Source organism: Streptomyces sp. NPDC002680 (genome assembly GCF_042889145.1).
Lineage (GTDB): Bacteria > Actinomycetota > Actinomycetes > Streptomycetales > Streptomycetaceae > Streptomyces > Streptomyces adonidis.
This window is the reverse complement of the sequence record NZ_JBIAQP010000006.1, coordinates 23455-42946: the sequence shown is the minus strand read 5'-3', so window position 1 is coordinate 42946 and position 19492 is coordinate 23455. Positions and strand designations below refer to the sequence as shown.

The following is a 19492-nucleotide window of genomic DNA, read 5'->3' as shown; positions in this document are numbered from 1 at the left end:
CCTCCGCCTCCAGCGTGGCGCGGGCTCGGCGGGCCCGCACCACGGAGGGGCGGAGGCGACGGTCACGGGCCCGCCCGGTGGCCGGTACATGATGGCCGGATTCGCTCTACGCTCTATGCATGACCGAAATCGGGAGCCCGTACATCGCTCACCCGCGGATCATGGTGCTCGGGGTACAGCCGGGTATGCCGCCGTTCCGCATCATCGAGATCGACGGGGAGGTGGTCGGTGCGGCGCGGGCGCTCACCGATGTGCTGGTGGTCGCCGCCGCGGCCGGCATCACGGTCCATGATCTCGACGATCCGGACATGATCCGCTGGGTCGGCGGCGACAAACTCACCTGGACCAGAAGGCAGAGATAACTACGCCCGTTTCTTCGGCGCGTGCACCGCGCGGCTCAGCCGGCGACCGAGGAGCAGGTAACCGATCAGCGCTCCCGTGGTGTTGAGGATGACGTCGTCGATGTCGAAGGCACGCCCGGTGATCAGCAGGCCCTGGGCCAGCTCGACCATGAGCATCACGGTCGCGGTCAGGAACAGCACTCGCAGGACTCCCCGCGCCTTGGGCAGGACGATGGGCACCAGGAGACCGAAGGGCACGCCGAGCAGCACGTTCCCGCCGATCTGACGGATGGCGTCCCGCATCTCGGGCTGGTCCAGATAGGCGCGCAGCGAGCGGCCCGGGTGGAGATTGGTGTGGGTCAGCGCTTCGGAAGCCGGGGACGGCTCAAGGGTCAGCCTCGCCAGGATCACGGCGAACGCCACCATGAACACGAAGGCGCACAGAACCGTCAGCAGCCGGGCCAGGAAGACGAACGGACGGCGCTTCGGCGGAGCCTTCTCGGGGGGTTTGGGGGAGGCCTTCGGTGGGGTCTTCGAGGTCCCCCGGGTCCTCCAGGAGAACTTGGGCGCGGACTTCGACGGCGACTTCGGCGATGCCTTGGGTGTGGCCTCCTTCGAGGTCTCGGGCGGCTTGCTCGCGGCCTTCGCGGGGCGCAGGCGCAGCGCGGCGAGGGAGCGCGGAGCTGATCGGGCCATCAACGTCCTCCGGTCTTCAACTGACCCCCGTGAAACGGCGGTTACCCCCGATCAGGCCGGGGACTCAGCTCCGGCCCGCCCGGATCCGGGGACCCGGGCAGGACGGTCTCCCTCAGGCGCCGTAGGTCACGGTCACCGTGGTGAAGCCGAGCGAGCCGAGCAGGCCCTTGAGCATGGCCGTGGTGTTCTCCTCGGCGCGCGCGGTCAGACCGCTCTCCTTCGCCGCGTCGCCGATGTGCCGGGCCGCCAGCTTCTGGACGGCCTGTTCGTCGTTCGGGTTGTCGGAGAAGAGATCGGTTATCCGGTCGAAGATGCCGCGCTGCTTGGAGACGGCATAGGAGCGGTCCGGGTTCAGCGCGGGCTTGCCCAGTGCCGAGTGCGGCAGCCGGAGCGTCGCGGTCGTCCGGTCCTTGTCGACCGTCACGTCGTCCTTCGCGATCTTGCCGAGATCGACATAGGCGTCGACCGTGCCCGCACCCACGTAGAGCACCCGGGTGCCCTTGATCGCGTCGGGCAGATACTTGGTGTCCTTCTCCAGGTCCACGACGACCTGGAAGTTGCCGGACGCCGCCTCGTAACGGCTCATGTCCTGGATGGATTCGAGGAGCGCGGGGCCTGAACGGTCGTTCGTCTCCTCGCCGAATATGTCCCCCAGCCCCGGAAGCACCGCCAGCCGTAGCCCGGCCAGCAACAGCACGAACACCAGCACCACGGCACCCAGTACCTTGGCCCAAACAGGCATGCGCCGTACGGCCTTGATGGACGTCGTCATGGCGACGGACCCCTTTCTTCCTGCGTACTGAACCGGATGCCCGCCAAATGCCCCGTCAGACCGCTCTGTTGATGGATCGGGACAATTGAGAGGGGGCCTACCGGAGTGCGCGGTCGCCCGACGGGCGCGACCACCACACGCCCTCCCCGTGCGTCAGCCCCGGCAGCCGCAGCTCGGCCTCGCGCACCCGCCGGGCCGCCACCGCTCCGGTGAGCTGCCAGGTGGCCCCGCCTCCCGTGGTCGGCCCGAACTCCGCACCGAGGGACGCCAGCAGACCGGTCACCGGGGCCAGCGCGGACGACGGGATCTCCAACTCGAAGGCGTGGTACGGCTCGTACACCCGCGTCCCCGCCCGCTCCAGCGCCCGGCGCAGCACCACCGGCGTCAGCGCCCGGAAGTCCGCGGCCGTGCTGAGCGGCCCGATGAACCCGGAGCGGACGAGGACGACCCGGCAGTCGGTGACCGGCCACTCACGCGGTCCTGCCAGCAGACTCGCGTGCACCGAGTCCTCGATCGCCTGATGGAACGCCCGCGGAAGCGCGCCGAGTTCGGTCTCGTACGTGAACACCGCGCCCGAGCCGAGCGGTCCCGGCTCGACGCGCAGCCCGACGGTCGCGTAGCAGCGGGCGCGGTCGAGCCACGGGTACTCCTCGTACGCCTCACCGTTGCCCGCGGGCCGCTCCAGGAACCGGACCCGGCTCGCCTCGAACTCGGCCTCGACGCCGAAGTCCTGGACGAGGGTGGCGGCGATGACCTCCTTCTGTACCTCGCCGTAGAGGAGCAGCGCGGTGCTGCCGTCGGGTGCCGGGCGGGCGTGGGTCAGCGGGTCCTGGTCGGCCAGGGTCAGCAGCGCCGAGCGCAGCCGCGCCGACTGCTCCGGGTGCCGGGCCCTGACCAGGGTCTCCAGCGTCGGGGGCGCGAACTGCGGTGTCCGGTCGGTGAGTTGGCCGAGGCGGTCGCCGACCCGGACGGTGGCGAGGCCGGTCAGGGCGGCGATGTTCCCGGCGGTGAGCGGGCCTCGGCGGCCGATCACATCGAGGCCGGTGACGCGGCCGGGGACCTCGGTGGTCCGGCCGTCGGCCTCGCGTCGCAGGAACGTCAGCCGCTGACGTTCCGTCACCTCACCCTCGTACAGCCGCAGATACGCCGTCCGCCCGCCGTCCGGTGCGGGGCGTACGGCGAACACCGTGCCGCGCGGGGCCGCGTCGGCGGCGGTAGGGGTGGGGCGGGGGAGCAGTCGGGTCAGGGCCCCGACGAGTTCGGGCACGCCCTGGCCGCCCAGCGCGGAGCCGAAGAGGAGCGGATGGAGCGAGCCGTCGGCGGTGCGGGCGGCGAGGGCCTCGGCCAGCTCGTCCGGGGTGGGTGCCGGGCCGTCCACGACCGCCGCGAGGATGGCGGGGTCGACCTCGGCGATCGCCTCCGCGGTGAGCGTCAGTGGCCGGGTGCGGGCGGCCGGGGTGCCGATGGCGTCGACGCCAGTGAGCGGGACGACGTACGGGGTCAGCCGACGGCGGATCTCCGCGACCAGGGCCTCGGACCGGGCGCCCGCGCGGTCGATCTTGTTGACGAAGACCAGCGTGGGCAGCCGCAGCCGCCGCAGCGTCCTCATCAGCACGCGCGTCTGCGCCTGGACGCCCTCCACGGCCGACAGCAGCAGCACCGCACCGTCCAGGACCTCCAGAGCGCGCTCGACCTCGGCGACGAAGTCGGAGTGCCCCGGGGTGTCGATGAGATTGATCTGGGTGTCGCCGGCCGTGAACGCGGCGACGGCCGAGCGGATGGTGATCCCGCGCTGCCGCTCGATCGCGCCGTCGTCCGTACGGGTGTCGCCGGCGTCGACGCTGCCGAGCCGGTCGATCGCGCCCGCGTCGAACAGCAGCCGCTCGGTGAGGCTGGTCTTACCGGCGTCGACGTGGGCCAGGATCCCGATGTTCAGGGTGTGCGAAGTGGGCACGGAGTGCATGGGTGGTCGAGTCCTCAAGAACTGTGGTCCGGCATGGGCGGCGGAGAGTTCCGAGGAAACGGCGCATTCCGTGCTCCTGAGGTCGGGGAGAGCCGGAGAGAACCGGCCGCCGTCATCATGGCGTGGCCCGGGCGGGCGGCCGCAACCGATTTTCGCGGCACGGAGTGCCAGGAACGGCCAGTACGATGGGCCGTGGACGACCGTAATGATCATGCGAGGAGCAGTTCGTGCGAGACATCGCCGTGTTCAGCGGTAGTGCCCATCCCGAGCTGGCGGCCGAGGTCTGCGAGCACCTGGGCGTGCCGCTGCGGCCCACCCAGGTCAGCCGGTTCGCCAACGACTGCCTGGAGGTGCAGCTCCAGGCCAACTGCCGGGAGCGGGACGTCTTCCTCGTCCAGCCGCTGGTCGTCCCGGTCCAGGAACACCTCGTCGAGCTGCTGATGATGTGCGACGCGGCGCGCGGGGCGTCCGCCGGGCGGATCTCGGTCGTCATGCCGCACTACGCCTACGCCCGCTCCGACAAGAAGGACATGCCCCGCATCTCGCTCGGCGGGCGGCTGGTCGCGGATCTGCTGGTCGCGGCGGGCGCGAGCCGTGTCCTCGCGATGACCCTGCACTCCCCGCAGGTCCACGGCTTCTTCTCGGTCCCGGTCGACCATCTGCACGCCCTGCGCGAACTCGCCGCGCACTTCCGCCAGTACGACCTGTCCCGGACGACGGTCGTCTCGCCCGACCTCGGCAACGCCAAGGAGGCCGCGCACTTCGCCCGGCTGATCGGCGCCGAGGTGGCCGCCGGGGCCAAGCAGCGGTTCGCGGACGACCGGGTGAGCATCAGCTCCGTGATCGGCAAGGTCACCGGACGGGACGTCATCGTGCTGGACGACGAGATCGCCAAGGGCAGCACGGTCCTCGAACTCCTGGAGCGGCTGCGGGAGTTGGAGCCCCGGTCCATCCGGGTCGCCTGCACCCACGGGCTGTTCGCGGCGGGCGCGCTGAAGCGGCTGAGTTCACAGCCCGACGTGCTGGAGATCGTGTGCACCAACACCGTGCCGATCCTGGAGGAGGAGCGAACCGAGAAGCTGAAGGTGCTGTCCATCGCTCCCGCGCTCGCCGAGGCCGTACGGCGCATTCACAACGGTGAGTCCGTCAGCGCCCTGTTCGACGCCCCGGGAACCTGATGGGGGCATCACGATCTCAGCGGCGGACGCGGGTCAGGTCACGGAGATCCCTGAAGCAGGTGCGCCGTACTGGGCGCCCGGCGGGGTCATAACGTGCCGGACGTGGTCTCGGGCTGCTCCAGGGCCGCGTCCAGCGAGGCGACCGGCGGCAGCACGGTGGCCAGGCCCGTGACCTTGAGGACGCGCAGGGTGAGCGGGTGCGTGCAGACCAGGTGGAGACGGCCGTCGTGGGTGAGCACCCGGTGGCGGGCCCGGTACAGCAGGCGCAGCCCCGAGCAGTCGAAGAACTCGACATCCGTCAGGTCGATCACGATCCGGGCGTCCGGATGTCCGGTCGCCGCGTCCAGGTGCGGGATGATCTCGACGGCCGCGGCGATGTCGATCTCGCCGTGGAACTCCAGCACGGTGTGACCACGGTCCTCATGGACACGAAGATGCCGGGTGGGCGGTGCAGGATCCTGCTGCACTACGACATCGCCTCCAACCGCATGCTGAGGTGGCGGGACCCGCAGATGAGAGCACAAGTGACTTCCCCGCCCTGCAAGTTACCCTCGTTGGAGTGAATTTGAGCATGTTCGATTGACATATGTCTGTGAAATCGATGCGAGTCTCGCGTGTCTCCTCCCGCGATGTGCGGGGGTGGGTCTACGACAGCGCGTGCCAGGCCTTGGACAGCGACTGACGGAACTGGTCCGCCTGGTGCGAGGTGAGGTCGCGGATCATCCGCTCCTCCAGTTCCCGTACGGGCTCGGTGAAGCGGTCGAGCAGCTCACGGCCGGCGTCGGTCAGCAGGATCAGCAGCTCCCGGCGATTGCGCGGATTGCGCTCCCGTCGTACGAGTCCGCGGTTCTCCAGGGACCGGACGAGATCGGCGATGGACTGCGCGGTGACGAAGGAGTCACGGGCCAGCTGGGCCGCCGAGAGACCGTCGTGTCGCTCCAGGACGGTGAGCGAGGTGTACTGGAGTGCGGTGATTCCAGCCGGTCTGACCAGCTCGTCCAGATGGGAGCGGACTACGAGCTCCACCTGCTTGACCATGTAGAGCAATGAGGGGGGTGCCTTGGTGCTGACCATGGATTCAGACTAGAGCATTGACAGGAAACCTGTCTGTAATCAGACTGCGGACCAACAGGAATCCTGTTGATTGACATCTTGGCAAAGAGGCTGAGGAGCGGTGATGACCACCTTCGAGATCGAACCCGGGCGACTGTTCGTCGGAGGGCAGTGGCGCGAGGCGGCGGACGGAGCGCGGACCGAGGTGGTCGACCCGTCCCGGGGCACGGTCCTCACGACCGTCGCCGAGGCGTCGGCGGCCGACGTGGACGCGGCCGTACGGGCGGCGCGCGAGGCCTTCGAGAGCGGCCCGTGGCCCGCGATGAGCGGACGCGAGCGCGGCCGGATCCTGAACCGGGTAGCCCAGCTGATCCGGGAGAAGGCGGACGAGATCGCGCAGCTGGAGAGCCTCGACGTGGGCAAGCCGATCAGCCTGTGCCACGCGGTCGACGTGACGAACGCGGCCAACGACTACGAGTACTTCGCCGCCCTCGCCTTCTCGCTGGACGGCGCGACCCGCGAGACGGTCCACAACGCCCTCGCCTACACCAAGCGCGACCCGATCGGCGTCGTCGCCGCGATCACGCCCTTCAACTTCCCGCTCATCCTGGCCGGTTCGAAGCTCGGCCCGGCGCTCGCCGCAGGCAACACGGTGGTGCACAAGCCCGCCGACGAGACCCCGCTCAGCGCCCTCTACATGGCCAGGCTGCTCCAGGAGGCGGGCGTCCCCGACGGCGTCGTCAACGTCGTCACGGGCACCGGCCCGGTGGCGGGCGAGGCGCTGCTCCGCCACCCGGGAGTCGACAAGATCGCCTTCACCGGCTCCACCGCCATCGGCCGCCATGTGGCGAGCGCGGCCGGCGAGGCGCTCAAGCCGGTCACCATGGAGCTGGGCGGCAACGCGGCGCACATCGTCTTCGAGGACGCCGACGTCGAGAAGGCGGTCGGCGCGGTCATCAAGGGCTTCGTCTTCAACACCGGCCAGTTCTGCATGGGCGGCCCGCGCCTGCTGGTCGCGCGCCCGGTGTACGAGACCCTGCTCGGCATCCTCGCCGACGCGGTGCCCGGCGTCCCGGTCGGCGACCCGAGGCAGCCCGAGACCGTCGTCGGCCCGATGGCGGGGGAGAAGCATCTGCGCAAGGTCGAGGAGTTCGTGGCGCTGGCCCGCAAGGAGGGCGCCCGGATCGTCTGCGGCGGCGAGCGGCTCGACCTGGACGGCGGCTACTACTACAAGCCGACGGTCATCGCCGACCTGGCCAACGACTCCCGGGTCGTCCAGGAGGAGATCTTCGGCCCGGTCCTCACCGTCCAGCCCTTCGACTCCGAGGACGAGGCGGTCCAGCTCGCCAACTCCACGCCGTACGGCCTGGCTTCGGGCGTCCAGACCACCAACCTGGCCCGCGCCCACCGCGTCGCGAACCGGCTCCAGGCGGGCATCGTCTGGGTCAACGACTGGGCGATGCTCGACCCCGCGATCCCCTTCGGCGGCGTCAAGGACTCCGGCTTCGGCCGCGAGTACGGCCCCGAGGCGCTGGCCGCGTACACGAAGGTCAAGTCAGTGGTCGTCTCGCTGGACTGAGCGCGCCGGCTGTCTCGCATCCACCCCAACTCGTTCAGCCCGTAAGGGAGTTCAGCATGTCCATCACCACCCGTGCCGCGGTCGTCGAGTCCGGCGGTGCGCCCTTCACCCTCTCCGACGTCGAACTGGCCGAGCCCGCGCCCACCGAGGCGCTCGTACGTCTGGTCGCGACGGGCCTGTGTCACACGGACCTCGGTGTGGCCAGCGGAGGACTGCCCTTCCCTCTCCCCGGAGTTCTGGGGCACGAGGGCGCGGGCGTCGTCGAGGCGGTCGGCTCCGCCGTCACCGGCATCGAGCCCGGCGACCATGTCGTCCTGTCCTTCACCTCCTGCGGAGACTGCCGCAACTGCCGTGACGGGCACCCCGCGTACTGCGTGACCTGGCTGCCGCTGAACCTCCTCGGGGGCCGCCGGGCCGACGGCACCGCCACGATCAGCCGCGACGGCACGGAACTGGGCGGCCACTTCTTCGGCCAGTCGTCGTTCGCCGAGCGGGCGTTGGTCGATCAGCGCAGCCTGGTCAAGGTCGACGCGGACGTTCCGCTGGAGTCGATCGCCCCGCTGGGCTGCGGCGTCCAGACGGGTGTCGGCGCCGTCTGGAACGTGCTGAAGCCGGGTCTGGGCAGTACGGTCCTGGTCCTCGGCGCCGGAGCGGTGGGTCTCTCGGCGGTCATGGCGGCGGCGCTGACACCCGCGACGAGGATCATCGCGGTGGACAGGGTGGGCGAACGTCTGTCGCTGGCGCGGGAGTTGGGTGCGACCCACACGATCAACGCGGGAGAGTCGGACTTGGCCGAGGCGGTGGCGCGAATCACGGAGGGCCAGGGAGTCGACGGCGTCGTCGAAACGACCGGCAGCGTCGCGGTCCTCCGCCAGGGTGTCGACGCGCTGGCCCAGCGAGGGACTCTCGTCGTGGTCGGCGCCCCGCCCTTCGGTACGGAGGTCGCCCTGGACGTCAACGGGATGCTGGGCGGCAAGCGCGTGGTGGGCCTCACCCTGGGTGACGTCGAGACCCAGTCCTTCATCCCGGCCCTGGTGGACCTGGTGAAGGCGGGCCGACTCCCGCTGGACCGCCTGATCAGCACGTACCCGTTCACGGACATCGACCAGGCGGTACGGGACATGAGCGCGGGCAAGACGATCAAACCGGTCCTGACCTTCGGCTGACGGCCGGCCCGTACGGTCTCTCGCCCCCGCCGCCCCTACCCATTCCCATCCTCGGGGGCTGCCGCCCCCGAACCCCCGCCACGGCCCTGAAGGGGCCTTGTCCTCAAACGCCGGACGGGCTGGTTTGTCAGCCCGTCCGGCGTTTGAGGACAAAAGGGGGGTCTGGGGGCGCAGCCCCCAGAAGGATGGGACGGGTAGGGGCGGCGGGGGCGAGAAAAAAGACCTCACCTGCTCCGATGCAGCGCCACCAGCAGCTGCCACACCTGGTGGGCGATCTCCTCCGACGTCGCCTCGATCCGGCCGTGCAGCCAGTCCGCCAGGACCCCCGCGAAGGTGGCGGCCACCGCCGAGGCGACCAGCGGCGCGTCCGCCGCCCCCGCGAGCTCGCGTTCCGCGAGGCTCCGGGCACGCAGGTCCCGGTGCAGCACCTGACCCAACGGCCCCCCACCCCCCGGGCTCAGCAGAGCCCGGTACAGCGCGGCGTGCGGAGTGAGGGCCGCGAAGAACTCCACGAGCGCGACCGGAGCGATCACCGGATCGGGCCGGCCGCGCCAGGCGTGCAGGGCGTCCACCGCCTCCCGTACGACATCCGCGCAGGCGTCGACGGCCAGCGCCTCCAGGTCGGGATAGTGGACGTAGAACGTGGCCCGTCCGACCCCCGCCCTGCGCACCAGCGCCGCGACGCTGACCTCCGCCAGGGCGTGCTCGGCGCATTCCGCCAGCAGGGCCTCGCGCAGCCTCGCCCGGGTGCGGGCGGCCCGCGGGTCCTCGGGCACGCCGCGGATCACCGCGCGACGAGGACGGCGGCCAGGGCGATGGCGCCGGGCAGCGCCTGGGCGAACAGGATGCGCCGGTTCGCCGTCGCGGCGCCGTAGACACCGGCCACGATCACACAGGAGAGGAAGAAGACCTGCGCCCGGAACCCGGTCGGGTCGGCGGCGATCAGCCCCCAGACCAGGCCGGCCGCGAGAAACCCGTTGTAGAGCCCCTGGTTGGCGGCCATCGCGGCGGTCGCACGGGCCATCTCAGGGTCGAACCCGTGGAACTTGCGCCCCGGCGGGCGCTGCCACAGGAACATCTCCAGCACCAGGATGTACGCGTGCAGCGCGGCCACCAGACCGACCAGCACGTTCGCGACCGTCTCCATGCTCGGCAAACTCCTACGTCAGGCTTCTTGGACAGGTGTCCATCATGGACAGGTGGCCAGCATACATGGACAGGTGTCCAGTAACTCGCCCCGGTTGTCAGACCCCGCCGCTAGCGTCCCGACCATGACCGAACCCACGACCTCCGACCCCACGATCACCGTCCGCCCCGCCCGCGCCGACGACATCCCCGGACTCGTCGCGTCCAGCACCGCCCTCTTCGCCGAGGACGCCGGCACCCGTGATCCGAGCGTCGACGCGAACTGGCCGCGCGAGCACGCCGCCGTATCGTTCACGGCGGCGCTGGACGACCCGGCGCGCCTGGTCCTGGCGGTCGAGTACGCCGGCGCGGTGGTCGGTCACCTGACGGGCTCCCTCGCCGAGCCCACCGCGATGCGCCCGGTGAAGGCCGCCACCCTGATCAGCGTGTACGTCCGTCCCGCCCACCGGAGTTCGGGGGCGGGGGCACGTTTGGTGGACGCCTTCGTCCGCTGGGCGGGCGAGCGGGGCGCCGAGCACGCCGAGGTGACCGCCTACGCGGCCAACACGGACGCCATACGTTTCTACGAGCGGAACGGCTTCGCACGGCAGTCCCTGACACTGCGCCTGAGCCTGGGCGCGGGCTCAGGCACTGGCACAGACACAGGCCTTTAGTCAGGCTGTCCCCTCCGCCGCGTACACCCGTTCACCGCCCACATAGGTGAGCGCCACCTTCGTCTCCGCGATCGCCTCCGGCGGGCCCGCGTACGGATCGCGGTCCAGGACCGTCAGGTCGGCCAGCGCTCCGACGCGCACGCTGCCCGTGTCGTCCAGGTGGTTGGCGTACGCCGAACCCGCGGTGTACGCCGTGATAGCGGCTGTCAGGCCGATGCGTTCGGCGGGGAGGAACACCCGGGGTGACGCGGAGCCCGGTGCCGCACGGTTGACCGCGACGTGGATCGCCTGGAGCGGGTCGGGGCTGCTGACCGGCCAGTCGCTGCCCGCCGCCAGGGTCGCCCCCGAGCGCAGCAGCGCGCCGAACGGGTACTGCCAAGCCGCCCGTTCGGGGCCGAGGAAGGGGATGGTCAGGTCGTCCATCTGGGGTTCGTGCATGGCCCACAGCGCCTGGATGTTGGCGACCGCGCCGAGCCGGGCGAAGCGCGGCACGTCGTCCGGGTGGACCACCTGGAGGTGGGCCAGATGCGGCCGGGTGTCGCTCGGCCCGTTCGCGGCTCGCGCGGCCTCGACGGCGTCCAGGGCGTCACGTACGGCCCGGTCGCCCAGCGCGTGGAAGTGGCACTGGAACCCGAGGGCGTCCAACTGGGTGACGTACTTGGGCAGTTCGGCCGCGTCCACGAAGCTCGTGCCCCGGTTGGCGGTGGCGCAGCCGCACTTGTCGAGGTAGGGGTCGAGCAGCGCGGCCGTGCCCGTCTCGGCGACCCCGTCCAGCATCAGCTTCACACTGCCCGCCCGGAACCTGCCCTCGCTCAACGCGGCCCGCCGCTCCATGAGTTCGGGGATCTGCTCGGCCCCGCGCTCCCGGTCCCACCACAGCGCGCCGACCACCCGCGCGGTCAGCGACCCGTCCCGGGCGGCGGCGAGATACGTCTCCGACGGGTCCTCCATGCCGAGGAACGAACCGACCAGCGCGTCCTGCCAGGCCGTGACACCGAGCGAGTGCAGCCTGCGTTGCGCGGACAGCAGCGCCGCCAGCCGCTCCGCCGCCGTGACCGGCGGGGTCAGCCGGCCCACGTACTCCATGGCCCCTTCCTGGAGCATCCCGGTCGGCTCGCCCGAGGCGTCCCGCTCGAAGCGGCCGTCCGCCGGGTCCGGGGTGTCCCGGGTGACGCCCGCGAGTTCGAGGGCCCGGGTGTTGACCCAGGCCCCGTGATGGTCCCGGTTGGGCAGGTACACCGGCCGGTCCGGGACCACCGCGTCCAGCAGCTCCCGGGTGGGCGTGCCCCCTTCGAAGGCCTCCATGGACCAGCCGCCGCCCGTGATCCACTCCCGCTCGGGATGCGCGAGGGCGTACGCGCGGACGACGGCCACGGTGTCCTCGGCGGTCTTCGCGCCGGTCAGATCGCACTGGGTCATCTCCAGCCCCGCCGGCAGGGGATGGACGTGCGCGTCCTGGAAGCCCGGCAGCAGCAGCCGCCCGGCGAGATCGACCACCTCGGTCCCGGCCCCGATCAGATCGTTCACCTCGTCCCGCCCCACGGCGATGATCCGCCCGCCGCCGACCGCGACGGCCGTGGGATTCCCGGGGGCGAAGACCGGACCGCCGGTGAAGAGGAGATCAGCGTGCATGTTCTGTTTCCTTGAGGTGTGGGGAGTGGGAGGGAAAGGCCGGCGTGGGGATGCGGTGTCTGGCCGGTGCTGGTGAAGAGGGCGGGCAACCGCGCCCCTTTAGGGGCGCGGGGAACTGCGCGACCAGCCCCCACCGGCCCGCAGACAAAACAACCGCCTCCCCGCGGAGCTCACCGCGCAGACGGCTCCCGTACGCCAAGCAGCTGCGGCGCATCCGCATCCGTGCCCCGACCGGTGCTGAAGTACGGAGACCTACGTCCCCACTTCGCCCACGCGGCGGCCACGAAACCGGACGCGACCATCAGCGACGGCACGAGAAGCAGGAACCACCCGTTGTCCGGGCTGAGTTCGAGATGGTCGGCGGAGGTGTAGAAGGACCAGGCGAGATACCCGCCGAGCCCGAGCAGCGTTGCCGCGCTCAACACCGGCAGCACCACCGCCCGTATCCCGTCCCGCCAGTCCTCGCGCAGCAGCCCCCGGAAGCGCACGGCGGCTGCGAGTGCGGTGAGCGCGTACGACAGGGCGACGACCATGCCGATCGCGTTGACCGCCGCAAGGATCATGTCGGCGAGGCGCGGAATGACCAGGGCGAGCCCGGCGACGGCCGCCGCCAGCGCGCCGATCATCAGCGTGCCGGCCGCCGGTGTGCCGTACCGGGGGCTGACCTTGGACCAGGCCGGGCCGAGCGTACGGTCGCGGCTCATCGCGAACATCGCGCGGGCCGTCGGGATCACCCCGGCCTGCAAGGACGCCACGGCCGAGAACATCAGCGCGACGAGCGGCAGCGCGGCCAGCGGCTGGTCGGCGAGCCGGTCGCCGAAGAACGCCAGCCCCTCGGCGCCGTGGCCCGCCAACTCGCCCTCGGACAGCACCCGTTGGAAGGCGATCGAGCCGAGCAGGAACAGCCCCAGCATCGTCACCAGGGTGGTGATCCCGGCCCGCGAGGCCTGCCTCGGGTCCTTCACCTCCTCGTTCACACTGAACGCGGCCTCGAATCCCCAGTAGCAGAACACCGACAGCAGCATGCCCTGCGCGAGCGCCGACGCCGACGGGATCTGGAAGGGGTCGAACCAGCTCAGGCTGAAGGAGTGCGGGCCGACGACGATGCCGTAGCCGCAGAAGCCCAGCAGCACGACGTACTCGAAGACCAGCAGTGCGCCCTGGAGCCGGGCGGCCGTTCTGATGCCGGAGACAGCGGTGAGGGTGACGGCGACGAGGACCAGAATGCCGACGGCGGTCGTCTGCGCGGTCGACCCGGGGTCCAGGGCCAGCCCGGCCACCCGGTGCAGACCCGCGTCGCCCGCCAGCTGGATCACCGCCGAACCGGTCACCGCCGTGGTGTACGCGAGGAACACCACCGCGGCCACGATGTTCACCCAGCCGACCATGAAGCCCAGCCAGGGACTGAGTGAACGCCCCACCCACACATAGCCGTTGCCCGCGTTCGGCTCCACCCGGTTGAGTCGCGAGTAGGCGCCCGCGATGCCCAGGATCGGCAGGAACGCCAGCAGCATGATCGCGGGCAGATGCAGCCCGACCACCCCGGCCGTGACCCCGAGACCGATACCGATGCTCGTCGTGGCCGCCGTGCTGGACGCGGCGATGGCGACGCCGTCCAGCACACCGAGGGACTTGCGCAGCGCGGGCTGCGCGGACGACACGGGTGGGGGTGCGCCGTAGGGCTGGGGATCGGTCATGGCGGTCTCCGCTCACACCTGGGGGCCTCGGTCGACCCCGGTGAACGCACATGAAACTGCCCGGGGCCTTAACAGGTCAACGGTGTTGTCATAAGGTGCCCGCACCGGTCACCGCGCCGCACATGATCGTGAGCGACCGCTCAGGAGGAAGCCGATGAGCGACCGTGTCGTCCCGCCCGCCGCCCGGCGGCGCAGGCGCCCCACCAAACAGGGCGTCGTCCTCTCCGAGGAGCTGATCGTCGAGACGGCGATGCGGCTGCTCGGGGAACACGGCGCCGAGGCCCTCTCCGTGCGCCGCCTCGGCCGCGCCCTCGGCGCCGACCCGAGCGCCCTCTACCGCTACTTCCGTGACACCGACGAACTGATGCTCGCCATCGCCGACGAACTCATCGGCCGTACGCTCCGCACCTGGCGCCCCAGCGGCGACTGGCGCGCCGACCTGCGCGATCTCGGCCTGCGGATGCACGCCGGAGCGCTCGCCCAGCCACAGGCGGCGGTGCTCAGCTCCTACCGGGTGACCGGACGGGCGTACGAGATCCAGGCCGTGGAGACCGTCCTCGGTGTGCTGCGCGGCGCCGGGTTCCCGGATGCCGAGGCCGTACGGATCTACCACGCCTTCGTCGACCAGGCGCTCGCCTTCGGCGCCCTCGACTCGGCGAACGCCGCGCTGCCGAAGGCCGCCCGCGAGGCCGAGGCGGCGGTGTGGCGGGCGACCTACGCCCGGCTGCCCGCCGACACCCACCCGCACATCCATGCGACCGCCCGCCATCTCGTGATGGACATGCGCCACAGCTCCTACCCGGCGGCCCTCGACCTCTTCCTGACAGCGGCGGCGGCCCGTCTCGCACAGCTCACCGCGTCCGGCGGCGCGCATCCCGTGTGATTCCGGTGGGCGGGGTACCCGCACCAGAGAGGGCAGCGGCGACCGGACCCGCCCCGGACTCCGTACGGAGGAACCATGACCTTGGTGACAGCGGCCGTTGTGGTGCTGGACAGCGCAGAACCCGAGAAACTCGCCGCGTTCTACATGGAGTTGCTGGAGGCCGAGGAGACGGTGACGACCGTCAACCGCATCGAGATCAGGGCCGCCGAGGGAACCCGGATGGAGTTCCGCCTCGACGCGAACATGACCCCACCGAGCTGGCCACGCGCCGAGGCCTCCTTCCAGGTCCACCTGGACTTCCGCGTGAGCGACCTCGACGAGGCGGAACGCAGGGTGGTCGGGCTCGGCGGACGCGCCCTGGAGACGAACGACGCCGGCACACCGTACGAGGAGCGGGGGTACGCCGACCCGGCCGGCCACTCCTTCACCCTCCGCCGCGACGTGTCGACGACGTCCGAGCAGCTTTGACGGCTCCCGGGGACGGGAAGGAAGCGGAGGGCACGCCGTCCGCGGACCGGCGGACGCGGCTGACCGTGCTGGTGGCGCTGGGCGCCAATCTGCTGATCGTCGTCGCCAAGGCCGTGGGCGGGCTCGTCAGCGGGTCGCCCGCGCTGCTGTCCGAGGCCGCGCACTCCGTGGCCGACAGCCTCAACGAGGTCTTCCTGCTCGCCGCCCTGCGCCGCAGCCGCCGCCCCGCCGACCGGCGGCACCCCTTCGGCTACGGCAAGGAACGGTTCTTCTGGTCACTGCTCGCGGCCGTCGGCATCTTCGTCATGGGCGGCTGCTTCTCCTTCTTCCAGGGCGTGGAGGCGTTCAGGGGCGGCACGGAGGAGTCCTTCGACGGCTATGTGGTCGGTTTGGCGGTGCTCGGTGTCGCGTTGCTCGCCGAGGGCGCCTCCCTGCTGCGGGCCGTGCACCAGGCGCGCCGGGAAGGTGCCGCCGGTGGTACGGGCGCTCTGCGCGACCCCGCCCTGCGCACGGTGATCGCCGAGGACGGCACCGCCGTGCTCGGCGTGACGCTCGCTCTCGTGGGCATGGCCCTGCACATGGTCACCGGGCAGGTCGTGTGGGAGGCGTCCGCCTCCCTCGCCATCGGGGTACTGCTCGTCTGCGTCGCCTACTGGCTGGGCCGGGACGCCCGCGCCCAGCTCGTCGGCGAGGCCGCCGACCCGGAGCTGAGCCGCGAGATCCGCGAGCTGCTGGCGGCCCAGCCCGAGATCGACAGCGTGGAGGCCCTGTTCACGATGAAGATGGGGCTCGACTCCACGCTCGTGGCCGCCCGGATCGATCTCGTCCCCGGTCTCGACAGCGAGCGGGTCGAGGAGGTCTCCGTACGCATCAAGCGCTCCGTGGCCCACGCGGTCCCCGAGGCCGGCGAGATCTTCCTCGACGTGACCGACGCGGACGCGAAGGAGGCAGCGAAGAGCCCCGCCGCGACGGGGGAGCGCGGCGGGGCCTGAGGCTCGGCTGCCCGGGGGTGAGGACTTCATGCCTCCCGGAACCAGATTTTCTTTTTCCCCGCGGTTACTAGTTCCCTTCGAACGGATCGAGGACGAACACGGGGATCTCCCGGTCGGTCTTCGTCTGGTACTCGGCGTACGGGGGATACGCGGCGACCGCCCGCTCCCACCACGTGGCCTTCTCCTCGCCGGTCACCTCACGGGCGACGAAGTCCTGGCGCGCCGGCCCGTCCTGGAGGTCGACGTGCGGATCGGCGAGGACGTTGTAGTACCAGACCGGGTGCTTGGGAGCGCCGCCCAGCGAGGCGACCACCGCGTACACCCCGTCGTGCTCCACCCGCATCAGCGGTGTCCTGCGGATCTTGCCGCTCCGGGCGCCCCGGGTGGTGAGCAGGATCACCGGCATGCCGGTGTCCATCAGGGTCGTTCCCTTGGTGCCGCCGGAACTCTCGTACAGCTCCACCTGCTCCCGCACCCACTGGGTCGGACTGGCTTCGTACTCGCCCTCAAGAGGCATGGCCCACGTCCCATCGTCTCGTCGTGTGTGGCTGTTGCTCATGAGAGTGAACACTCGGGCGGAGCTTATTCATCCGGGCGCGTACGAAGCGGCCCTTACCCGTGAGGTAATCGCCCGGTCCGGTGCACTCGGCCACAGTGGAAACCATGACATCCGCAGCCACCACCACCCGTACCGTCGTCGCAGACCTGCTGACCCGGATCGGCGAGGGCGACCCGGAGCGGATCGCGGACCTGTACGCGGAGGAGTTCGACTGGCGGCTGAACTGGCCGGAGGACGAGCACGGCCGCGCCGCCACCCCGTGGATCCGCCACCGCGCCGGCCGCGCGGACGCCGCCGCCCACTTCCGCGACCTGGCCGCCCACCATGTTCCAGGCGAGGCCGCCACCGAGATCGAACGAGTACTGGTCGACGGCGAGGACGCGGTCGTGCTGGGCGAGATCCGGCAGACGGCCAGGGCCACCGGGCGCCCCTACCGCGCCCGGTTCGCCCTGCACCTGACCGTCCGGGACGGTCTCGTCGTACGCCATCACGTGTACGAGGACAGCCTCGCGGTCGCTCAGGCCTTCGCCCTGGACGGCGACCGATGACTTGGTATGCGGCCGTGCGTCACGTGGGCGACACCACCATCCGCACCGCCAGCGCCATGATCACCGCGCTGGACACGAGCGCCGTCACCAGCCGCCCGCGCCGGCCTGTGAGCGCTCGGCCGAGCAGTGCGCCGCCGGAGGCGACCAGCAGTTGCCAGCTGGCCGAGGCGAGGAAGGCCGCGAGCACGAACACCCCTTGTTCCCAAGGGGATACGGCCTCCGAGGCCCGGCTGCCCAGCACCAGAGCGGCGAAGTAGATCACGGTGGTGGGGTTGAGCAGCGTGATGCCGACCAGCAGGAGGAACGCCCGGAGCGGACTGGGTGGTGTCGGGTCGGCGCGGGTGGCGAGCCCCCCGCCGCGGTACTGGCGCAGGGCGCCGAGCCCGCCCCGGAGCGCGAGCACGGCCAGCACCAGGGCGGACGCCCAGCGCAGCGGCACCAGCACCGGTTGCAGGGCACCGGCCAGCGCGGAACCCCCGACAGCGGCCAGCAGGGCGTAGAGCCCGTCGGCGGTGGCGATGCCGAGCGCGGCACAGACACCGGTCCTCAGGGACGTACGGGCGGTGAGGGAGACGAGATACGTCGTGACGGCGCCGACGGGGACAGCGATGCCGTACCCCGCGAGGAGCCCCGCGACCAGCGCGGCCGTCATGAGCGCGGAAGCACGGGCCTCCGGGGACGGCCGGGCTGCTGCTGGGACCGCACCGGACGAGCGGCGGCGGACATCAGCGGCAGGAGGGCATCGATCGTAGACATGGCGTGATCCTGGAGGCGGGGACCGGGTACCGGCAACTCATTTAGGGTTTCCGGATGACCGAGACGACCCGCCAGGCCCCGAAACCCTTCCTGTACGTCATCGTCTGCGCCGCCGGAATCGCCTCCGACATCAGCAAGTTGATCACCGCCGCGCAGGAGCGGGACTGGGAGGTCGGGGTCATCGCGACGCCCCTCGCCATGGGGTTCTTCGACCCGGCCGCCGTCGAGGCGCAGACCGGGCGCCCCATCCGGTCCGCGTGGCGCAGGCCCGGTGATCCACGGCCCTTCCCGGCGCCCGACGCCGTGCTCGTCGCGCCCGCCACCTTCAACACCCTCAACAAGTGGGCGGCCGGCATCGCCGACACCCTCGCGCTGGGCACGCTGTGCGAGGTGTACGGGATGGGCGTGCCGATCGCCGTACTGCCGTGCGTGGGCGACGCGTTGGCCGCCCATCCCGCGTACCGGGCCAGTCTGGAACGGCTGCGCGGGATGGGGGTGCGGTTCGGGGATCCGTACGCCGGAGAGGCCCAAGAGGGCGGTGGGGGAACGGAGTTCGGGTGGGAGCGGGGCCTGGAACTGCTCGTCACACGGTGACGTCGAGCGGGGTGCCCATCGGCAGCCAGCGGAACCGTTCCCGGATGTCGTCGGGCGCCTTCGCCAGTTCCGCCTCGATGGACTGCCGGCCCTCCTGGAAGTGCCGCCAGCCCTCGTAGTGGACGGGCAGGGCGGTCCGGGGCCTCAACTCGCCGCACAGAGACACCGCTTGGGCCGCCGTCATCGTGTAGCGCAAGGGGCCGGTCAGGGGGAAGCGGACGCCGCCGAGGTGGAGGAGCGCCGTGCCGACGGTCAGCCGGTGGGCGACCTCGCGCACACCGTCGTACAGGACGGTGTCCCCGGAGATCCACAGCGCGCCGTGTTGCTGCCCCTCCCAGCGCAGGGCGAAGCCCGTCACCTCGCCGACGATCGGGCGGGAGAGCGGCGGGCCGTGCCGGGCCGGGGTCGCCGTGACCTCGATCGTCGGGCGGCCCGGGGCGGTCAGGCGGTACGTCGTCCAGGGGGCGAGGCCGTGCGCGTTGCCGCCCAGCCTGTGTGCCCCGGACGGTGTCGTGAGGACGACGTCGACCCCGGGCAGCAGGGCCCGGCCGGCTGTGTCGAGGTTGTCGCCGTGGTGGTCGTGGGTCAGCAACACGGCGTCCAGTGAGGGGAGTTCGGCGGCTGCGAGCGCTGGTCCCGAAGTCTTCACCGACGAGGTGCCCCAGCCGAAGGCGTAGCGCCGGCCGGGCGGGTCGAACGTCGGATCCGTCAGCAGCCGCCAGCCGCCCGCCTCGATCAGCGTGGTCGGGCCGCCGATATGCGTGACGCGGGCCTCGGTCATACGGAGATCCCCTTCTGGACGCCGGGTTGCCGATC

The 19492-nt window shown here is 71.2% G+C and carries 22 protein-coding genes; 10 read left to right on the top strand and 12 right to left on the bottom strand.

The window, feature by feature from the left end; all coding sequences use genetic code 11:
* Window positions 1-119: 119 nt before the first annotated feature.
* Complete coding sequence (locus tag ACFYXF_RS17275) at window positions 120-362, top strand: hypothetical protein (protein ID WP_389350428.1); 243 nt, start codon at window positions 120-122, stop codon at window positions 360-362.
* On the opposite strand, the gene ACFYXF_RS17270 is transcribed toward ACFYXF_RS17275, so the two are convergent.
* The 3 genes from ACFYXF_RS17270 to otr(A) form a co-directional block, all read right to left on the bottom strand.
* The gene (locus tag ACFYXF_RS17270; RefSeq protein ID WP_389350427.1) at window positions 363-1037 is read right to left on the bottom strand and encodes a VanZ family protein; all 675 of its coding nucleotides are present in this window, start codon (window positions 1035-1037) and stop codon (window positions 363-365) included.
* A gap of 112 nt (window positions 1038-1149) precedes the next feature.
* Entirely contained in the window at window positions 1150-1809 is a 660-nt protein-coding gene (locus ACFYXF_RS17265; protein WP_389350426.1) for a DUF4230 domain-containing protein, read from the bottom strand.
* Window positions 1810-1906: 97 nt separating this feature from the next.
* A complete protein-coding gene (gene otr(A) / locus ACFYXF_RS17260) occupies window positions 1907-3772 on the bottom strand; it encodes a tetracycline resistance ribosomal protection protein Otr(A) (protein WP_389350425.1) in 1866 nt (621 codons plus the stop codon).
* A gap of 227 nt (window positions 3773-3999) precedes the next feature.
* Here otr(A) and ACFYXF_RS17255 point away from each other — a divergent pair, with 227 nt between their 5' ends.
* Entirely contained in the window at window positions 4000-4950 is a 951-nt protein-coding gene (locus ACFYXF_RS17255; RefSeq protein ID WP_389350424.1) for a ribose-phosphate diphosphokinase, read from the top strand.
* 86 nt (window positions 4951-5036) lie between these two features.
* On the opposite strand, the gene ACFYXF_RS17250 is transcribed toward ACFYXF_RS17255, so the two are convergent.
* Together ACFYXF_RS17250 and ACFYXF_RS17245 are read right to left on the bottom strand one after the other, a co-directional pair.
* Window positions 5037-5417: an anti-sigma factor antagonist gene (locus ACFYXF_RS17250; protein ID WP_389350423.1), complete on the bottom strand. Its 381-nt coding sequence runs from the start codon at window positions 5415-5417 to the stop codon at window positions 5037-5039.
* Window positions 5418-5595: 178 nt separating this feature from the next.
* On the bottom strand, window positions 5596-6024 hold the full coding sequence (locus tag ACFYXF_RS17245) for a MarR family winged helix-turn-helix transcriptional regulator (RefSeq protein ID WP_389350422.1): 429 nt from the start codon (window positions 6022-6024) through the stop codon (window positions 5596-5598).
* 103 nt (window positions 6025-6127) lie between these two features.
* On the opposite strand from ACFYXF_RS17245, the gene ACFYXF_RS17240 reads away from it, so the two are divergent.
* Together ACFYXF_RS17240 and ACFYXF_RS17235 are read left to right on the top strand one after the other, a co-directional pair.
* Window positions 6128-7582, top strand: coding sequence for an aldehyde dehydrogenase family protein (locus tag ACFYXF_RS17240; RefSeq protein ID WP_389350421.1), 1455 nt, complete (start codon window positions 6128-6130; stop codon window positions 7580-7582).
* Window positions 7583-7638: 56 nt separating this feature from the next.
* Complete coding sequence (locus ACFYXF_RS17235; protein ID WP_389350420.1) at window positions 7639-8748, top strand: NAD(P)-dependent alcohol dehydrogenase; 1110 nt, start codon at window positions 7639-7641, stop codon at window positions 8746-8748.
* A gap of 224 nt (window positions 8749-8972) precedes the next feature.
* Here ACFYXF_RS17235 and ACFYXF_RS17230 read toward each other — a convergent pair whose 3' ends face one another.
* Window positions 8973-9536 (bottom strand): TetR/AcrR family transcriptional regulator, encoded by a 564-nt coding sequence (locus ACFYXF_RS17230; RefSeq protein WP_389350419.1) that lies wholly within the window; start codon window positions 9534-9536, stop codon window positions 8973-8975.
* Window positions 9533-9895 carry a DUF1304 domain-containing protein gene (locus tag ACFYXF_RS17225; protein WP_389350418.1) on the bottom strand — a complete coding sequence of 121 codons (363 nt, stop codon included), beginning with the start codon at window positions 9893-9895 and terminating at the stop codon, window positions 9533-9535. Before ACFYXF_RS17225 ends, ACFYXF_RS17230 begins: the two co-directional genes overlap by 4 nt.
* A 124-nt stretch (window positions 9896-10019) precedes the next feature.
* Between ACFYXF_RS17225 and ACFYXF_RS17220 the strand changes: the two genes are divergently transcribed.
* Window positions 10020-10547 (top strand): GNAT family N-acetyltransferase, encoded by a 528-nt coding sequence (locus ACFYXF_RS17220; RefSeq protein ID WP_389350417.1) that lies wholly within the window; start codon window positions 10020-10022, stop codon window positions 10545-10547.
* Here ACFYXF_RS17220 and ACFYXF_RS17215 read toward each other — a convergent pair whose 3' ends face one another.
* Window positions 10548-12179, bottom strand: coding sequence for an amidohydrolase (locus ACFYXF_RS17215; RefSeq protein ID WP_389350416.1), 1632 nt, complete (start codon window positions 12177-12179; stop codon window positions 10548-10550).
* 170 nt (window positions 12180-12349) lie between these two features.
* Window positions 12350-13876, bottom strand: coding sequence for an APC family permease (locus tag ACFYXF_RS17210; protein ID WP_389350415.1), 1527 nt, complete (start codon window positions 13874-13876; stop codon window positions 12350-12352).
* A 154-nt stretch (window positions 13877-14030) separates the two neighbouring features.
* Here ACFYXF_RS17210 and ACFYXF_RS17205 point away from each other — a divergent pair, with 154 nt between their 5' ends.
* From ACFYXF_RS17205 to ACFYXF_RS17195, 3 genes are all read left to right on the top strand, one after another.
* A complete protein-coding gene (locus tag ACFYXF_RS17205; RefSeq protein WP_389350414.1) occupies window positions 14031-14759 on the top strand; it encodes a helix-turn-helix domain-containing protein in 729 nt (242 codons plus the stop codon).
* 75 nt (window positions 14760-14834) lie between these two features.
* Complete coding sequence (locus ACFYXF_RS17200) at window positions 14835-15227, top strand: VOC family protein (RefSeq protein WP_389350413.1); 393 nt, start codon at window positions 14835-14837, stop codon at window positions 15225-15227.
* A complete protein-coding gene (locus tag ACFYXF_RS17195; RefSeq protein ID WP_389350412.1) occupies window positions 15224-16219 on the top strand; it encodes a cation diffusion facilitator family transporter in 996 nt (331 codons plus the stop codon). The genes ACFYXF_RS17200 and ACFYXF_RS17195 overlap by 4 nt, the downstream gene beginning before the upstream one ends.
* A 67-nt stretch (window positions 16220-16286) precedes the next feature.
* Here ACFYXF_RS17195 and ACFYXF_RS17190 read toward each other — a convergent pair whose 3' ends face one another.
* The gene (locus ACFYXF_RS17190; protein ID WP_389350411.1) at window positions 16287-16736 is read right to left on the bottom strand and encodes a nitroreductase family deazaflavin-dependent oxidoreductase; all 450 of its coding nucleotides are present in this window, start codon (window positions 16734-16736) and stop codon (window positions 16287-16289) included.
* A gap of 146 nt (window positions 16737-16882) precedes the next feature.
* Between ACFYXF_RS17190 and ACFYXF_RS17185 the strand changes: the two genes are divergently transcribed.
* The gene (locus ACFYXF_RS17185) at window positions 16883-17326 is read left to right on the top strand and encodes a nuclear transport factor 2 family protein (RefSeq protein ID WP_389350410.1); all 444 of its coding nucleotides are present in this window, start codon (window positions 16883-16885) and stop codon (window positions 17324-17326) included.
* Between the two features lie 19 nt (window positions 17327-17345).
* On the opposite strand, the gene ACFYXF_RS17180 is transcribed toward ACFYXF_RS17185, so the two are convergent.
* Window positions 17346-17978, bottom strand: a complete 633-nt coding sequence (locus tag ACFYXF_RS17180; RefSeq protein WP_389350409.1) for a LysE/ArgO family amino acid transporter — start codon at window positions 17976-17978, stop codon at window positions 17346-17348.
* A 158-nt stretch (window positions 17979-18136) separates the two neighbouring features.
* Between ACFYXF_RS17180 and ACFYXF_RS17175 the strand changes: the two genes are divergently transcribed.
* Window positions 18137-18676, top strand: coding sequence for a flavoprotein (locus ACFYXF_RS17175; RefSeq protein ID WP_389350408.1), 540 nt, complete (start codon window positions 18137-18139; stop codon window positions 18674-18676).
* Here ACFYXF_RS17175 and ACFYXF_RS17170 read toward each other — a convergent pair.
* On the bottom strand, window positions 18666-19457 hold the full coding sequence (locus tag ACFYXF_RS17170; RefSeq protein WP_389350407.1) for an MBL fold metallo-hydrolase: 792 nt from the start codon (window positions 19455-19457) through the stop codon (window positions 18666-18668). The genes ACFYXF_RS17175 and ACFYXF_RS17170 overlap by 11 nt on opposite strands.
* Between the last annotated feature and the right edge of the window lie 35 nt (window positions 19458-19492).

Bases quoted from the DNA above. Each gene is read 5' to 3' on its own strand.
- ACFYXF_RS17170 (WP_389350407.1), bottom strand. From the start codon at position 19,457: ATGACCGAGGCCCGCGTCACGCATATCGGCGGCCCGACCACGCTGATC.
- ACFYXF_RS17215 (WP_389350416.1), bottom strand. From the start codon at position 12,179: ATGCACGCTGATCTCCTCTTCACCGGCGGTCCGGTCTTCGCCCCCGGG.
- ACFYXF_RS17225 (WP_389350418.1), bottom strand. From the start codon at position 9,895: ATGGAGACGGTCGCGAACGTGCTGGTCGGTCTGGTGGCCGCGCTGCAC.
- ACFYXF_RS17200 (WP_389350413.1), top strand. From the start codon at position 14,835: ATGACCTTGGTGACAGCGGCCGTTGTGGTGCTGGACAGCGCAGAACCC.
- ACFYXF_RS17175 (WP_389350408.1), top strand. From the start codon at position 18,137: ATGACCGAGACGACCCGCCAGGCCCCGAAACCCTTCCTGTACGTCATC.
- ACFYXF_RS17265 (WP_389350426.1), bottom strand. From the start codon at position 1,809: ATGACGACGTCCATCAAGGCCGTACGGCGCATGCCTGTTTGGGCCAAG.
- ACFYXF_RS17180 (WP_389350409.1), bottom strand. From the start codon at position 17,978: ATGACGGCCGCGCTGGTCGCGGGGCTCCTCGCGGGGTACGGCATCGCT.
- ACFYXF_RS17240 (WP_389350421.1), top strand. From the start codon at position 6,128: ATGACCACCTTCGAGATCGAACCCGGGCGACTGTTCGTCGGAGGGCAG.
- ACFYXF_RS17185 (WP_389350410.1), top strand. From the start codon at position 16,883: ATGACATCCGCAGCCACCACCACCCGTACCGTCGTCGCAGACCTGCTG.
- ACFYXF_RS17235 (WP_389350420.1), top strand. From the start codon at position 7,639: ATGTCCATCACCACCCGTGCCGCGGTCGTCGAGTCCGGCGGTGCGCCC.
- ACFYXF_RS17190 (WP_389350411.1), bottom strand. From the start codon at position 16,736: ATGCCTCTTGAGGGCGAGTACGAAGCCAGTCCGACCCAGTGGGTGCGG.
- ACFYXF_RS17245 (WP_389350422.1), bottom strand. From the start codon at position 6,024: ATGGTCAGCACCAAGGCACCCCCCTCATTGCTCTACATGGTCAAGCAG.
- ACFYXF_RS17210 (WP_389350415.1), bottom strand. From the start codon at position 13,876: ATGACCGATCCCCAGCCCTACGGCGCACCCCCACCCGTGTCGTCCGCG.
- ACFYXF_RS17270 (WP_389350427.1), bottom strand. From the start codon at position 1,037: ATGGCCCGATCAGCTCCGCGCTCCCTCGCCGCGCTGCGCCTGCGCCCC.
- ACFYXF_RS17205 (WP_389350414.1), top strand. From the start codon at position 14,031: ATGAGCGACCGTGTCGTCCCGCCCGCCGCCCGGCGGCGCAGGCGCCCC.
- ACFYXF_RS17220 (WP_389350417.1), top strand. From the start codon at position 10,020: ATGACCGAACCCACGACCTCCGACCCCACGATCACCGTCCGCCCCGCC.
- ACFYXF_RS17275 (WP_389350428.1), top strand. From the start codon at position 120: ATGACCGAAATCGGGAGCCCGTACATCGCTCACCCGCGGATCATGGTG.